Annotated in this window: 16 protein-coding genes and 1 pseudogene; 8 read left to right on the plus strand and 9 right to left on the minus strand. The window is 70.9% G+C overall.

Annotation, left to right across the window (positions count from 1 at the left end; translation table 11 throughout):
- Positions 1-46: 46 nt before the first annotated feature.
- The 3 genes and pseudogenes from ACWBNA_RS01710 to ACWBNA_RS01720 all read right to left on the minus strand — a co-directional run bounded on the left by ACWBNA_RS01710 (position 47) and on the right by ACWBNA_RS01720 (position 3,228).
- Entirely contained in the window at positions 47-1,732 is a 1,686-nt protein-coding gene (locus ACWBNA_RS01710) for a bifunctional 3'-5' exonuclease/DNA polymerase (protein ID WP_482701515.1), read from the minus strand.
- 84 nt (positions 1,733-1,816) lie between these two features.
- Positions 1,817-2,551, minus strand: coding sequence for a Clp protease N-terminal domain-containing protein (locus tag ACWBNA_RS01715; RefSeq protein ID WP_482701517.1), 735 nt, complete (start codon positions 2,549-2,551; stop codon positions 1,817-1,819).
- Between the two features lie 48 nt (positions 2,552-2,599).
- Positions 2,600-3,228: pseudogene (locus ACWBNA_RS01720) on the minus strand (LysE family translocator).
- A 65-nt stretch (positions 3,229-3,293) separates the two neighbouring features.
- Here ACWBNA_RS01720 and ACWBNA_RS01725 point away from each other — a divergent pair.
- Entirely contained in the window at positions 3,294-4,412 is a 1,119-nt protein-coding gene (locus ACWBNA_RS01725; RefSeq protein ID WP_482701519.1) for a DUF2786 domain-containing protein, read from the plus strand.
- A gap of 243 nt (positions 4,413-4,655) precedes the next feature.
- On the opposite strand, the gene ACWBNA_RS01730 is transcribed toward ACWBNA_RS01725, so the two are convergent.
- From ACWBNA_RS01730 to rpmB, 4 genes are all read right to left on the minus strand, one after another.
- A complete protein-coding gene (locus tag ACWBNA_RS01730; protein WP_482701522.1) occupies positions 4,656-5,207 on the minus strand; it encodes a DUF4232 domain-containing protein in 552 nt (183 codons plus the stop codon).
- A gap of 325 nt (positions 5,208-5,532) precedes the next feature.
- Positions 5,533-6,054 (minus strand): hypothetical protein, encoded by a 522-nt coding sequence (locus ACWBNA_RS01735; protein WP_482701524.1) that lies wholly within the window; start codon positions 6,052-6,054, stop codon positions 5,533-5,535.
- A gap of 84 nt (positions 6,055-6,138) precedes the next feature.
- Positions 6,139-6,444, minus strand: a complete 306-nt coding sequence (rpsN, locus tag ACWBNA_RS01740; protein ID WP_482701526.1) for a 30S ribosomal protein S14 — start codon at positions 6,442-6,444, stop codon at positions 6,139-6,141.
- Positions 6,444-6,680, minus strand: a complete 237-nt coding sequence (rpmB, locus tag ACWBNA_RS01745; RefSeq protein ID WP_392005462.1) for a 50S ribosomal protein L28 — start codon at positions 6,678-6,680, stop codon at positions 6,444-6,446. The genes rpsN and rpmB overlap by 1 nt, the downstream gene beginning before the upstream one ends.
- 63 nt (positions 6,681-6,743) lie before the next feature.
- Here rpmB and rpmG point away from each other — a divergent pair, with 63 nt between their 5' ends.
- The 5 genes from rpmG (at position 6,744) to ACWBNA_RS01770 (ending at position 9,164) form a co-directional block, all read left to right on the plus strand.
- Positions 6,744-6,908 carry a 50S ribosomal protein L33 gene (gene rpmG, locus ACWBNA_RS01750; protein ID WP_046260352.1) on the plus strand — a complete coding sequence of 55 codons (165 nt, stop codon included), beginning with the start codon at positions 6,744-6,746 and terminating at the stop codon, positions 6,906-6,908.
- Positions 6,909-6,917: 9 nt separating this feature from the next.
- Positions 6,918-7,166 (plus strand): type B 50S ribosomal protein L31, encoded by a 249-nt coding sequence (locus tag ACWBNA_RS01755; protein ID WP_482701528.1) that lies wholly within the window; start codon positions 6,918-6,920, stop codon positions 7,164-7,166.
- Positions 7,167-7,176: 10 nt separating this feature from the next.
- Entirely contained in the window at positions 7,177-8,331 is a 1,155-nt protein-coding gene (locus ACWBNA_RS01760; RefSeq protein WP_482701530.1) for a CobW family GTP-binding protein, read from the plus strand.
- A gap of 7 nt (positions 8,332-8,338) precedes the next feature.
- Positions 8,339-8,575 (plus strand): 30S ribosomal protein S18, encoded by a 237-nt coding sequence (gene rpsR, locus ACWBNA_RS01765; protein ID WP_482701532.1) that lies wholly within the window; start codon positions 8,339-8,341, stop codon positions 8,573-8,575.
- Between the two features lie 319 nt (positions 8,576-8,894).
- The gene (locus tag ACWBNA_RS01770; protein ID WP_053750036.1) at positions 8,895-9,164 is read left to right on the plus strand and encodes a DUF397 domain-containing protein; all 270 of its coding nucleotides are present in this window, start codon (positions 8,895-8,897) and stop codon (positions 9,162-9,164) included.
- 80 nt (positions 9,165-9,244) lie between these two features.
- Here the strand turns inward: ACWBNA_RS01770 and ACWBNA_RS01775 are convergent, their stop codons facing one another.
- A complete protein-coding gene (locus ACWBNA_RS01775; RefSeq protein WP_482701534.1) occupies positions 9,245-9,730 on the minus strand; it encodes an ATP-binding protein in 486 nt (161 codons plus the stop codon).
- 365 nt (positions 9,731-10,095) lie between these two features.
- On the opposite strand from ACWBNA_RS01775, the gene ACWBNA_RS01780 reads away from it, so the two are divergent.
- The gene (locus tag ACWBNA_RS01780) at positions 10,096-10,920 is read left to right on the plus strand and encodes a helix-turn-helix domain-containing protein (RefSeq protein WP_482701695.1); all 825 of its coding nucleotides are present in this window, start codon (positions 10,096-10,098) and stop codon (positions 10,918-10,920) included.
- Between the two features lie 134 nt (positions 10,921-11,054).
- Positions 11,055-12,515: an aldehyde dehydrogenase family protein gene (locus tag ACWBNA_RS01785; RefSeq protein WP_482701537.1), complete on the plus strand. Its 1,461-nt coding sequence runs from the start codon at positions 11,055-11,057 to the stop codon at positions 12,513-12,515.
- A gap of 146 nt (positions 12,516-12,661) precedes the next feature.
- Here ACWBNA_RS01785 and ACWBNA_RS01790 read toward each other — a convergent pair whose 3' ends face one another.
- Positions 12,662-13,255, minus strand: coding sequence for a hypothetical protein (locus ACWBNA_RS01790; protein ID WP_482701539.1), 594 nt, complete (start codon positions 13,253-13,255; stop codon positions 12,662-12,664).
- Positions 13,256-13,310 lie beyond the last annotated feature (55 nt).

Consider the following 13,310-nt stretch of genomic DNA (forward strand, 5'->3'; position numbering starts at 1 on the left):
ACCACGGGGGCCCGTGACCGCCGGACCCGCCGCCGAGACCCGCCGATCACTTCGCGTCCGCGTAGCACTCCACCACCGCCGTGGTGAACGGAAACCGCACCGGCGTTTCGCCGAACGTCAGCCGGCCTGCCAGGTCCGATGCCTCCCGGATGGCCGTGACGACCGTCTCGGCCTCCTCCTCGGGGCAGTGCACGATCACCTCGTCGTGCTGGAAGAAGACCAACTCGGCGGCCATGCCCGCGCAGGCCTGCCGCAGCGCGGCGAGCAGCAGCAGGGTCCAGTCGGCGGCGCTGCCCTGGACGACGAAGTTGCGGGCGAACCGGCCGCGGGCGCGGGCGTTGCTGGAGGCGTAGCCGGGCACCCACTGCCGGTCCTCGGACTCGTCCTCGGCGAGGGGGATACCGGCCTCCTCGGAGGCGTCGTCGCCCGTTCGGGCCGCCGGTGGGCAGGTGCGGCCGAGCCAGGTCCGTACGAGCCGGCCCTCCTCGCCCGCGCGGGCGGCGTCGTCGACGTAGGCCACCGCGCGCGGGAAGCGGCGTCTGAGGGCGGCGAGGTTCTTGAGGCCGTCGCCGGAGGTCTGGCCGTAGACCGCGCCGAGCACGGCGAGTTTGGCCTGGGCGCGGTCGCCGGAGAAGGCGCGCTCGGAGACGGACTGGTACAGGTCGCTCTCCCGGCCGGCCACCTCCATCAGCCCGGGGTCGCGGGAGATCGCCGCGAGGACGCGCGGCTCCATCTGGTCGGCGTCGGCGACGACGAGCCGCCAGCCGGGGTCGGCGACCACGGCCCGCCGGATGACCTTCGGGATCTGGAGCGCGCCCCCGCCGTTGGTCACCCAGCGGCCGGTGACCGTCCCGCCCGCCTGGAACTCGGGCCGGAAGCGGCCCTCGCGCACCCAGTCCTGCAGCCAGGACCAGCCGTGCGCGACCCAGATGCGGTACAGCTTCTTGTACTCGATCAGCGGTTTCACGGCCGGATGGTCGACCGACTCGATCTCCCAGCGCCGGGTCGACTTCAGCTTGATGCCGTCCTGCGCGAACGCCTTGACGACGTCGGCGGGCAGGTCGGGGCGGACCCGGCGGCCGAAGGCGGCGGACACCTCGTCGGCGAGTTCGGCCAGGCGGCGGGGCTCGCCACCGCCCGCGTACCGGTCGCCGAGCAGTTCGTGCAGCATGCGGCGGTGCACGTCGGCGCTCCACGGCAGTCCGGCCCGGTTCATCTCGGCGGCCACCAGCATCCCGGCCGACTCGGCCGCCGTCAGCAGTCGCATCCGGTCCGGGTGCGCGGTGGCGTCGTGCCGGCGCTGCTGCTCGGCGTACACCTCGACGAGCTCCGTCAGGGGCAGGTGCACGGACTGGGGCTCGAAGAGAGGGGACTGCGAGCCCGGTTCGGCGGACCGCTGCGGCGGATCCGGCGGTACCGGTCCACCGCGCAGTCGGGCCAGGGCGGCGGCCGCCGAGCGCGGTTCGCCGGAGCGCCCCTCGTGGCCCAGCAGGAGCGTCTCCGCGTCCTCGACGTCGTAGCACCGCTCCACTCGCACCCCCGTGGCGAGCAGACGCGGATACGTCTCGGCCGTCGACCGCCACACCCAGCGTGGGACGTCCGGCAGGCTCCGGACCGCCTCGGCGGGGTCCGCCGCCCTTCGGACCGGCCCGGCGAGCAGCCCGCCGGGGCCGAGGGGAGCGATCTCCACGCCACCGTCCTCGGCCGGCGCGAGAGCCCACCGGTCGGTCATGACTGCGAGTGTGGCAGCAGGGTCTGACAACGGCCTCCGACCTGCCCGGACGGGATGCGACGGGTCGCCCCTGCGCAGTCCTGCTCAGTCCTGCTCTTCGAGCTTCCCCTTGATCGTGGCGAGCGCGGCGGTGACGTTCTCCTCCACCGCCTCCTTGGTGATGCCGAGGCCCGACAGCACTCCCTGGCCGTTCTCGAACTCCAGCAGGGCCAGCAGGATGTGCTCGGTGCCGATGTAGTTGTGGCCGAGGCGGAGGGCCTCGCGGAAGGTGAGTTCCAGGACCTTCTTTGCGTCGGAGCCGTAGGGGACGAGCTCCGGGACCTCCTCGACCGCGGGCGGCAGTGCGGAGGTCGCGGCCTGGCGTACGGAGTCCAGGAGGATGTCCTGCGCGGTGATCGCCTTGGCGGCCAGGCCCTCCGGTTCGGCCAGCAGACCGAGGACGAGGTGCTCGGGGCGGCCCTCGGCGTTGTGGGCCGCGATGGCCTCGTTGTGGGCGGCCATCACCACGTTGCGGGCGCGTGGCGTGTAGCGGCCGAAGCCCTGGCTGGGATCGAGGTCCGCCGTCTCCTTGGGCACGAACCGCTTCTGTGCGGCCTGCCGGGTCACGCCCATGCTCTTGCCGATGTCGGTCCAGGACGCGCCCGAGCGCCGCGCCTGGTCCACGAAGTGGCCGATCAGGTGATCAGCCACCTCGCCGAGATGGTCGGCGGCGATCACCGCGTCCTGGAGCTGGTCGAGCGCGTCCGTGTGGACCTTCTTGATGGCCGCGATGAGGTCGTCGAGGCGTACGGATGACGTGAGGTTGGGGTTCGTCGTCATGTGTCAACCTTAGGTTGACAGTGCTGGGGTGTCAACCTTGGGTTGACATTACTTCGGTGCCGCCACAAGCCGGACCGCCAGCCCCGCGAAGACCGTTCCGGAAAGGACGTTCAGCCCCCGGTTCAGCCGCGCCCTCCGGCGCAGGACCGACGCCAGCCGTCCCGAGAGCAGGCCCACGAAGCCGTCCCACAGGAAACCCATCACCACGATCGTGCAGCCGAGCAGCAGGAACTGGCCCTGGACGTGCCCCAGTGACGGATCCACGAACTGTGGCAGGAACGCCACGTTGAAGAGGATCACCTTCGGGTTGAGCAGATTGGTCGCCGCGCCCTGCCAGAAGGCCCGCCGCAGCCCCGAAGCGACCCCCGTGGCCCCCTCCTCGCCGGCACCGACCGGTCCCGGAACGCCTTCACCGCCAGGTAGAGCAGATAGGCAGCGCCCACCCACCGCAGCACGTGATAGAGCGTCGGCAGCGTCAGGAAGAGCGCCGACAAGCCGAGCGCCGCGGCCACCGTGTGCACGAGCATGGCGCAGGCCACGCCGAACGCGGCCATCACCCCGGCCGTGGGCCCGCCCCGTCCGCCCATCGCCACGATGAACATCATGTCGGGACCGGGCGTGACGCAGAGCGCGAAGGCGGCGACGAGGAATGCCGCGTAAAGGGACATGTCCACCATGCGGCCATGCTCGAAGCCCGGGCGCACGGCGGCGATCGAGTTTCGGGGGATGAGACGATCGCCCGGTGACCAGCACCGTCGACCGCGCCTTCCAGGCCGCCCTCTACGCCGACACCGACTCCGCCCTCGACACCGGCGCCTCCCTCCTCGCGGCCGACCCCGCAGCGGACGCCGAACTCGACCGGCGGGGCCAGGAGTTCGTGGCGACGGCATGGCGGCGCGGCTGGCAGCCCGCCGATGTCGTACGGATCGTGCGGCGTGAGCTGGACGACGTGCACGCGCGCGTGCTGTCCGCGCTGATCCGCTCCCAGGCGTCGTACGACCGTCCGCGCGGCCCCCGCTGGACCACGCAGCTCGACGAACTGGCCGCCGAAGCCGCCGAAGCCACCGAGGCGCCGTCCCGCACGGACCGTTTCTCCTACGCCACCACCGTCCTGGAGCTGTACCGCCTCCTGCTGGGCCTGCCCGGCATCGAGCCGCTGGAGGAGCCCGCCGCGCGGCACCACCCCACATCCGACACCCGCATGCTCACCCGCATCCGCGCCCTCCTCGCCAAGGCGGAGGCGACCGGCTTCCCGGAGGAGGCCGAAGCGCTCAGCGCCAAGGCGCAGGAGCTGATGGCCCGGCACAGCGTGGACGAGGCACTGCTCGCGGCCGGGGCGCCCGCGGCGGACTCGCCCGGCGCCTGCCGGATCGGTGTCGAGCCGCCGTACGAGCAGGCCAAGGCGGTGCTGCTGGACGCGGTCGCCGCGGCCAACCACTGCAGGGCCGTGTGGAACGAACCCCTCGGCTTCTCCACCGTCGTCGGCTTCGAACCGGACCTGGAGGTGGTCGAGCTGCTCTACACCTCGCTCCTCGTGCAGGCGCAGTCCGCGATGGCGAAGGCGGAGGCGGCACAGCGCGCGGGCGGCCGCAGGCGGACCAAGACCTTCCGGCAGTCCTTCCTCGCGGCCTACGCCCACCGCGTCGGAGCCCGCCTGGCCGAGGCGGCCGACACACAGGTGAGCGACGACCTGCTCCCGGTCCTCGCCACCCGCGAGGTCGCGGTCACCGACCGCCTCGACCAGATGTTCCCGGAGACCACCACGACCCGCCTGCGCGGCGTCAGCGACGAGGCGGGCTGGACAGAGGGTTCGCAGGCCGCCGACCGGGCACAGGTGCGGGCGCGCCGACCACTCGGCTGACCCGACCGCGCTCTGGCCGGCCGGTCGGTCACCCACTTGCCGGAGCCCGCTCACCGAGGCGTCGGCTCGCGCCCGTAGGTCCTGACTGCGACATCGCCGTACGACTGAGCCGGCCTCGCCTCGGTCGGCCGGGTCAGCCGAGCGGCCTGCTGGAGCCCGCTCACCGAGGCGTCGGCTCGCGCCCGTAGGTCCTGACTGCGACATCGTCGTACGACTGAGCCCGCCTCGCCCCGGCCGGCCGGGTCAGTCACCGACCTGCTGGAACCCGCTCACCGAGGCGTCGGGCTCGCGCCCGTCGCCCTTGAGCGCGACATCGCCGTACGACCAGGTGAAGCTGTGCGTGGCCGTGGCCCCGGGCAGGCTGAACCTGCCGGTCTTCGCGGCCAGACTCTTCGCACCCGACTCGCCCCGGACGTAGGTGATGGTGAAGGACAGGGCTTGGCCCTTCGCGAGGGTCAGCTTCTGGGAGGAGTCGGCGGCCGGGTCCGCGGGGACCTTCGTCGAAGTGTCGCCCGCGGAGAGGTCGACGGTGGGGAGACCGTCGAGGGTGCAGTCGGCGGCGCTGTTGGTGATCGTGACGGGCACGCTGCCGGTGTCCCCGGCGGCGGGGGCGGCGTTGGCGGGCCCGACCTCGACGGTCACCTTGTCGATCTTGCAGGCGGTGCTGTCCTGGCTGGCCTTCGCGCTGGTCTTCGTGTCGTCGTCGCTGCCGCTGCCGCCGCCCTCGTCACTGCAGGCGGTGAGGAGGAGGGCGGCGGCGAGAGCGGTGGCCGCGAGAGCGGGGGCGGTGCGCATGAGGGTCCTCTGGGGAGTGTGATGCCGATGGTCCGGTGCATGGATCATCACGCATGACAACCGCGACGCGGTTGCCCGCCCCTCGGGGAGTCGGAGGCCAGGGTCTTCGGGCTCGACTGCCGGTGCGGGGGCGGAGGTCGGAAACCCCTGCTCGGCCGTTCCTGCCGGAGTCGGAGGTCAGGCCCTCGGGCTCGACTGCCGGTGCGGGGGCGGAGGTCGGAAACCCCCTGCTCGGCCGTTCCTGCCGGAGTCGGCGGTCAGACCCCCGGGCTCGACCGCCGATGCCGGAACCCCCGTGTTCGACCGCCCCTGCCGGAGCCGGCTGTCAGGACCCCAGGCTCGCCGTCGGCAGGTCGCTCGGCAGTTGTCCGCCCTCCGACCTGGTGTAGGTCTCCTTGCCGAGGCCGCTCTTCCAGGTCACCTCGAGGGTCGACTCGTCGATGGAGTCGACCGTCCCCTCGGCCCGGTCCTTGCCGCCGTCCGAGCACTTGAGGCGGATGGTCTCCGCGCCGGACTCCTTGCCGGCGGTGCCGCTGCACACGACACCGCCGGTGGCGAAGAGCCCGGCCTTGGAGCCGGTGATGACCAGCGCCACGGCGTCGCCGTCGGTGGTGGCTAGCCAACTGCCCTCCAGGCCGTCGGACGGGACCGTGGCGCCCTCGCTGCCGCCGCTCGTGCCGCCGGTGTCCGCGCTCGTGGTCGGGCTGGGGCCGGCGGAGGTCTCCTCGTCGGAGCCGCCGTCACCGCTGCACGCGGTCAGCGCGAGCACACCGGCCAGGGCCGCGGCCGCCACCGCGCTCCGCACCCACCGCCGTGCCGCCGTACGCGAGAAGGTCGCAGAAGTCACTGGAAGCTCCCAAGCTGTGGCCGGTCGCCCCGCCGACCGGGACGGCCGGGCGGACCGCAGCAAGCTACCAGGGCGTAACCGGGCCTACCAGGACGACTTGCGAACGCCCGGCAGGTACCCCGCGTGCGCCTGCACACGCAGACCCACCCGGGACAGCCCGAAGGCACGGAAGTAGCCGCGGGGCCGCCCGTCGACCTGGTCGCGGTTGCGTACCCGCGTGGCACTGGCGTCCCGCGGCTGCCGGCGCAACTCCCGCTGCGCTTCGAGCCGTTCCGCCTCCGTCGAGGACGGCCGCCGGATGATCTCCTTCAGCTCGGCCCGGCGGGCGGCGTACCGCGCGACGATCTCCTGCCGCTGCTCGTTCCTCGCGATCTTGCTCTTCTTCGCCATCAGACCTTCACTCCTCGGGCCCGGATCCGGGCCACGGCCGCTTCGACGCCGATAGCGTCGACGGTCTTGATCCCCTTGGTGCTCAGCCGCAGCCGTACGTGCCGGCCTTCGCTCGGCAGCCAGTAGCGCTTGGACTGGATGTTCGGGTCGAAGCGGCGCGAGGTGCGCCGGTGGGAGTGGGAGATGCGGTTGCCGAAGCCGGGCTGGGCGCCGGTCAGCATGCAGTGGGCGGACACGGGGTGATGCACCTCTCTCGAAGCGTTGATGCAAATGGAAGTCATTTTCAGTAAGATACCAGCATGGCTCGCAACGAACTCCGCCCGGTCATCAAGCTCCGGTCCACCGCCGGGACCGGCTTCACCTACGTGACCCGCAAGAACCGCCGCAACGACCCGGACCGCATGACCCTGCGCAAGTACGACCCGGTCGCCCGCCGCCACGTCGACTTCCGAGAGGAGCGCTGAACCACCGCCATGCGCAACGGAATCCACCCGCAGTACGGTCCCGTCGTCTTCCGCGACAAGGCCGCGAACTACGCCTTCCTCACCCGCTCGACGATGACCAGCGAGAAGACGGTCGAGTGGGAGGACGGCAACACCTACCCGGTCGTCGACGTCGAGATCTCGAACGTCAGCCACCCCTTCTACACGGGCACCGCCCGCGTCCTGGACACCGCCGGACGCGTCGAGCGCTTCGAACGCCGGTACGGAAAGCAGGGTTAGCGAGGTGCCTGTGCCTTCTGCGCTCCCCGTCGTGATCGTCGGCGGGCTGCACGCCGACGCCCGCAAGGCGGCCGTCGAGCAGCTGCTCGCCGACGTGCCCGGCAGCGTCGTACTCCACCACGACCTGGCCACCGCCACGGCCGGCACGGTCGTACGGACCATCCGCGACGCCACCGGCATCCTGTCCGCCGGCGAGGCGCCGCTCGTCAACGACTGCGCGTGCTGTGCGCTCCGGGAAGACCTGGTGCCGGAGCTGCGCCGGCTCGCGGAGGCAGGCATGACGCGCCTCGCGGTCGTCGAGCTGTGGGACTCCGTCGAGCCCAAGGCCATGGCCGAGGTGGTCACGTCCGGCGGGCTCACCGTCACCGGCGTGATCACCGCCGTCGACCCGGCGCTCGTCCTGCCGTACCTCGCAAACGGCGACGACCTCGCCGAGCGCGGCCTCGCCGCCGCGGCCACCGACCAGCGGACGGTCGCCGACACCTTCGCCCGGCAGCTGGAATACGCCCCCGTCCTCGCCCTCGCCGACTCCCCGGAGGCCGACGACGAGGACCGGGAGCTGCTGGCCCAGCTGCATCCGACGGCCCGTCAGGTCGCGCTCGGCCACGGCGACCGAGCGGGTGCTCAAGGGGAGCTCGCCCGCGCCGCGCTGGCCGGGTTCGACGTGGAAGCCGCCGCGGCCGCCCAGCACCCCGCGTGCGCCCTGCTCCCGGCCGAGGCCGACGCGCACGGTGTCGCCACCCTCGTCTGGCACCGTCGCCGCCCCTTCCATCCGGAGCGGCTGTACGACGCCCTGGAGGACATCACCTGTGCCGCCGCCCGCAGCCGCGGCCGGTTCTGGCTCGCCGACAGGCCGGACTCGCTGCTGCACTGGGACGCGGCGGGCGGGGCGCTGTGCGTGGAGAGCGCCGGCCCCTGGATGGCGTCCCTGCCCGACGCGGCCTGGGAGATGGTCCCGCCGGTGCGCCGCGCCGCCGCCGCGCTGGACTGGCACCCCGAGCACGGCGACTGCTGCCAGCACCTCGTCTTCACCTCTCCGGGCCTGGACCGCCACGGACTCGAGGCGCTGCTGGAGTCCTGCCTGCTGACCGACGCCGAGTACGCCGCCGGGCGCGACGCCTGGAAGCGCCTGCCGCCCGCCTTCGACACCTTCCTGGAGGTCTGACCCCGCCATGCCGCCCCGCAAGATGGACCGCAAGCCCGCCAAGAACCGGCCGAATCCGCTCGACCAGGCCGACATCACCTACATCGACTACAAGGACACCGATCTGCTGCGGAAGTTCATCTCCGACCGGGGCAAGATCCGCAGCCGCCGGGTCACCCGCGTCACCGCCCAGCAGCAGCGACAGCTGGCCCGCGCGATCAAGAACGCGCGGGAGATGGCACTCTTGCCGTACTCCAGCCGCTGACGTCTGCTTCCCGGCACCGCCTGGCGACCCGTGGCCGGGCAACGGCCCATTCCGGCCAACGCCCGGCCGATGGAACACGAATGCCGCGCGATGCGTCTCTTCCTAAGGCAAGCCTTGGCGCACGTCATGAGGCAAGCCTCGGCGCACGCGGCATCGGCAGGACGTCCGTCAGAGCTGTAATCGCAGGAACACCCCGCGTGCACGTGCATCTGCAGATGCATCCGCCCATGCGTCTGCACATGAACAGGGCTATGATCCGGGTCAAGTTGACCACTGCATCAATGGCCTCACCAGCCAGTGCACCACCGGGGAGCGACCTGTGGACCACGACGTGTACGACGTTGAAGACGCGTCCGGCGTGTACAACGGCATGCCGGCCCCCCGACTGGACGGCGTGGCCTGGCAGAAGAGCCGGCACAGCAACTCGCAGGGTTCCTGCGTGGAGTTCGCCCGCCTCCCCGGGGGCGAGGTGGCCGTACGCAACTCGCGCTTCCCCGACGGCCCGGCGCTCGTCTACACCCGCGCCGAGATCGAGGCGATGCTGCTCGGCATCAAGGACGGCGAGTTCGACCACCTGATAGCGAGCTGAGCCGCCGCGCCGGACCGTAATGTCTCGGTTGCACCCCGTAACGCGCGTAGACACCCGGCGTCAGAAAACGCCGTGGTGCCCTACTCGTGCGACGGCGACTGCGGCAGCCGGAACAGCGCCCAGACCACCTTGCCGCCGAGTGTGCCCGCCAGCGGGTGCCACCCCCAGCTGTCGCTGAAGGAGTCGACGAGGAACAGTCCGCGGCCGGACTCCGCGGAGAAGTCGTCGGTCTCGCGGGCGATGGGGCTGTCCTGGCTGGGGTCGCGCACCGCGCACACCAGCCGCTCGGTCCACCGCATCAGGTGCAGCCGCACGGGCGGGCTCTGCTCGGCTGCGCGCGGGGTGTTGGCCGGTAGCGCGTGCCGCAGAGCGTTGGTCACCAGTTCGGAGACGACCAGGCAGACATCGTCGAAACGCTCGCCCAGCTCCCACCCGTCCAGCGTTCTGCGGGTGAACTTCCGTGCCTCGCGCACCGCTTCGTAGCGGGCGGGCAGGGCACAGGAGGCGGCGCTGGACACGGCCGCGGGGTCAAGCGGCGGAAGGCCCTGCCGTAACGGCTCGAGCATGGTCGATCCATTCGTCCCCATGCGAGGCACTCCCGGGAGTTCGCGGTCGTTGCGATGCAGCGGTTGCGCGGGACCATGGTTTCGGATGCGTACAGCAGATGCAAGGGCAGATGCACGTGCAGGTGACCGAATTGGACCCTCCCGTACCGCTTGTTGGCCAATTTTTCCGCCATCTTCTCCCCGTCTTCTTGCCCACTCCTTCCCAGAACCTGTCCATCCCCTGTGCGGATGAAGTGACTTCTTTCCATCTCTGTAATCGGACGAGTACTGCTTGGAGTGTTTTAGTGGCAGACTTCGGCCTCTGAAGACGGTTGGGGAGGCTGACGAACGTGAGCGCGGGAGAGCCCGGATCGGTGGTGCGGCGGATGCTGCTCGGCTCGCAACTCAGGCGACTGCGTGAGGCACGCGGGATCACGCGTGAGGCCGCGGGGTACTCGATCCGCGCCTCCGAGTCGAAGATCAGCCGGATGGAGTTGGGCCGGGTGAGCTTCAAGACACGGGACGTGGAGGACCTGCTGACGCTGTACGGCATCACGGACGAGGCGGAGCGCAACTCGCTGCTCTCCCTCGCCAAGGAGGCCAACGTCGCGGGCTGGTGGCACAGTTACTCGGACGTGCTGCCGAGCTGGTTCCCCACCTACGTCGGCCTGGAGGGCGCGGCGTCCCTGATCCGCGCGTACGAGGTCCAATTCGTGCACGGCCTGTTGCAGACCGAGGCGTACGCGCGCGCGGTCGTCCGGCGTGGCATGAAGGGCGCGAGCGCGGAGGACGTCGAGCGGCGCGTGGCACTGCGTCTGGAGCGGCAGAAGTACCTTCTGGAGGACGCCGCCCCGGAGTACCACATCGTCCTGGACGAGGCCGCCCTGCGCCGCCCGTACGGCGACCGTGAGGTGATGCGTGGCCAGTTCCAGCACCTGATCGAGATCTCCGAACGCCCCAATGTCCGGCTGCAGATAATGCCGTTCGGCTTCGGCGGGCACTCCGGCGAGAGTGGCGCGTTCACGATCCTCTCGTTCCCGGAGTCCGACCTGTCCGACGTCGTGTACCTGGAGCAGCTCACCAGCGCGCTGTACCTGGACAAGCACGAGGACGTCGCCCAGTACGAGAAGGCGCTGAAGGAGCTCCAGCAGGACAGCCCGGGCCCGGACGAGAGCCGGGATCTTCTCCGAGGACTCCTCCAGCTTTCCTAGGGATCTCCCCCGGATTTCCCGGAGTTCTCCCCAGAAGATTGCTCTCCGTCCCCAACTCGCCTGCGGCGCACGTACGATGACGTGTGATCAGACCGTGACGTTGATCGTGTGTCTGCTAGTGATTTGGGGATCACATGTCGTCCTACTTCACCGACCTGGCTCAGCAGTACATCGACGGTGAGTGGCGCCCGGGTACCGGCTCCTGGGACATCATCGACTTCAACCCGTTTGACGACGAGAAGCTGGCGTCGATCACCATAGCCACGGTCGACGAGGTCGACGAGGCGTACCAGGCGGCCGCCCGCGCCCAGAAGGAATGGGCCGCGACCAATCCGTACGCCCGTCGCGGGGTCTTCGAGAAGGCGCTCCGGCTCATCGAGGAGCGCGAGCAGGAGATCTCCGAGGTGATCATCGCCGAGCTCGGCGGCACCCGGCTGAAGGCCGGCTTCGAACTCCACCTCGCCAAGGAGTTCCTGCGCGAGTCGATCAACCTGGCGCTGCGTCCCGAGGGCCGGATCCTCCCGTCGCCGGTCGACGGCAAGGAGAACCGCCTCTACCGCGTCCCGGTCGGCGTCGTGGGTGTGATCAGCCCCTTCAACTTCCCGTTCCTGCTGTCGATCAAGTCTGTCGCCCCGGCGCTGGCCCTCGGCAACGGCGTCGTCCTCAAGCCGCACCAGAACACGCCGATCGTCGGCGGCTCCCTGGTCGCGAAGATCTTCGAGGACGCGGGTCTGCCCGGTGGTCTGCTCAACGTCGTCATCACGGACATCGCGGAGATCGGCGACGCCTTCATCGAGCATCCGATCCCCAAGGTCATCTCCTTCACCGGCTCCGACAAGGTCGGCCGGCACGTCGCCACCGTCTGCGCCGCCAACTTCAAGCGCTCGGTCCTCGAACTGGGCGGCAACAGCGCCCTGGTGGTCCTCGACGACGCCGACATCGACTACGCGGTCGACGCGGCCGTGTTCAGCCGGTACGTCCACCAGGGCCAGGTCTGCATGGCCGCGAACCGTGTCCTCGTGGACCGTTCGGTCGCCGAGGAGTTCACCGAGAAGTTCGTCGCCAAGGTCAGGACCCTCAAGGTCGGCGACCCGCGTGACCCCGAGACCGTCATCGGCCCGGTCATCAACTCCTCCCAGGCGGACGCCCTTTCCGCCGTCGTCGAGCAGGCGATCGCCGAGGGCGCCACCGCACTCGTGCACGGCACCACGACCGACAACCTGGTCGAGCCGTCCGTCCTCACCGACCTCCCCGCCGACTCCGCCCTGCTCCGGCAGGAGGTCTTCGGCCCGGTCGCCTTCCTCATCCCCTTCGAGGGCGAGGAGGAGGCCGTACGTATCGTCAACGACACCCCGTACGGCCTGAGCGGCGCCGTCCACACCGGTGACATCGAGCGCGGCGTGAACTTCGCCAAGCAGATCGACACCGGCATGTTCCACGTGAACGACGGCACCGTCCACGACGAGCCGCTCGTCCCCTTCGGCGGCGAGAAGCACTCCGGTATCGGCCGCCTGAACGGCGACACGTCGGCGGACTCGTTCACCACGCTGAAGTGGATCTCGGTGCAGCACGGGCGGAGCGGATTCCCGTTCTGAGGGCTGCCGCTCTACCAGGGTGACGGCTGCGCTGCAGGCGCAGGCGCAGGACAGCCACGGCCGAGCCGGCGACCGGGCCATGCGGGCCCGCGTCGCCGGCTTCGTCGCTCAGGACCGGTCGGCTTCATCGCTCATGGCCGACGGCCTCAGGTGATGGCCCTGGCGACGACGTAGACGACCAGGCCGGCCAGCGTCAGGGAGCCCAGGGCGAGGAGTAGCCGGCGTCCCGTGCGCAGGGGCGGCGGCTTCGGCCGTTTGGCGAACGCCGTGAGCGTGCCGGCGGTGATGCCGGTCAGGCCGCCCAGGGCGAGGGTCGACCAGCCGGCGATCGCGGCGGGGCCGACGGTCTCCAGCGAACCCGGCGGGAGTACTTGGACGGGGGTCGCCCGGTCCAGCGTCAACTGCGCGTCTATGGAGGCGTATCGCGCCGGCCGGCGTGCGGCGGTCAGGTTGCCGGCGCAGGTGACCTGGCGGTTCTTGCCGGTCCCGGTCACCGCGCAACTGGTGGCGGTGAAGAGGGCGCGGTGCCCCACGAGCCCGACGGCCCCGGCCAGCATGTAGCCGCCGCCGAGGAACGGCAGCAGCCCGCAGAACAGTACGAGGAACGCCACGGCGACCGGCGTCCTCAGCGGCGACTCCGATCTGACCAGCCGGGGAGGATTCAGCGGCCGTCTCGGCAGCGCCGGGCCCTTGCCCGGCTTCTTCTTGCGCGGGTGCCGTTTCTTCGATCCCTTGCCCACGGTGTCCTCCCCTGCAGGTCTGCCGCCATGATCCTCGCCGGGCCGCGCGGATCGA

This window comes from Streptomyces sp. Q2 (assembly GCF_056820935.1).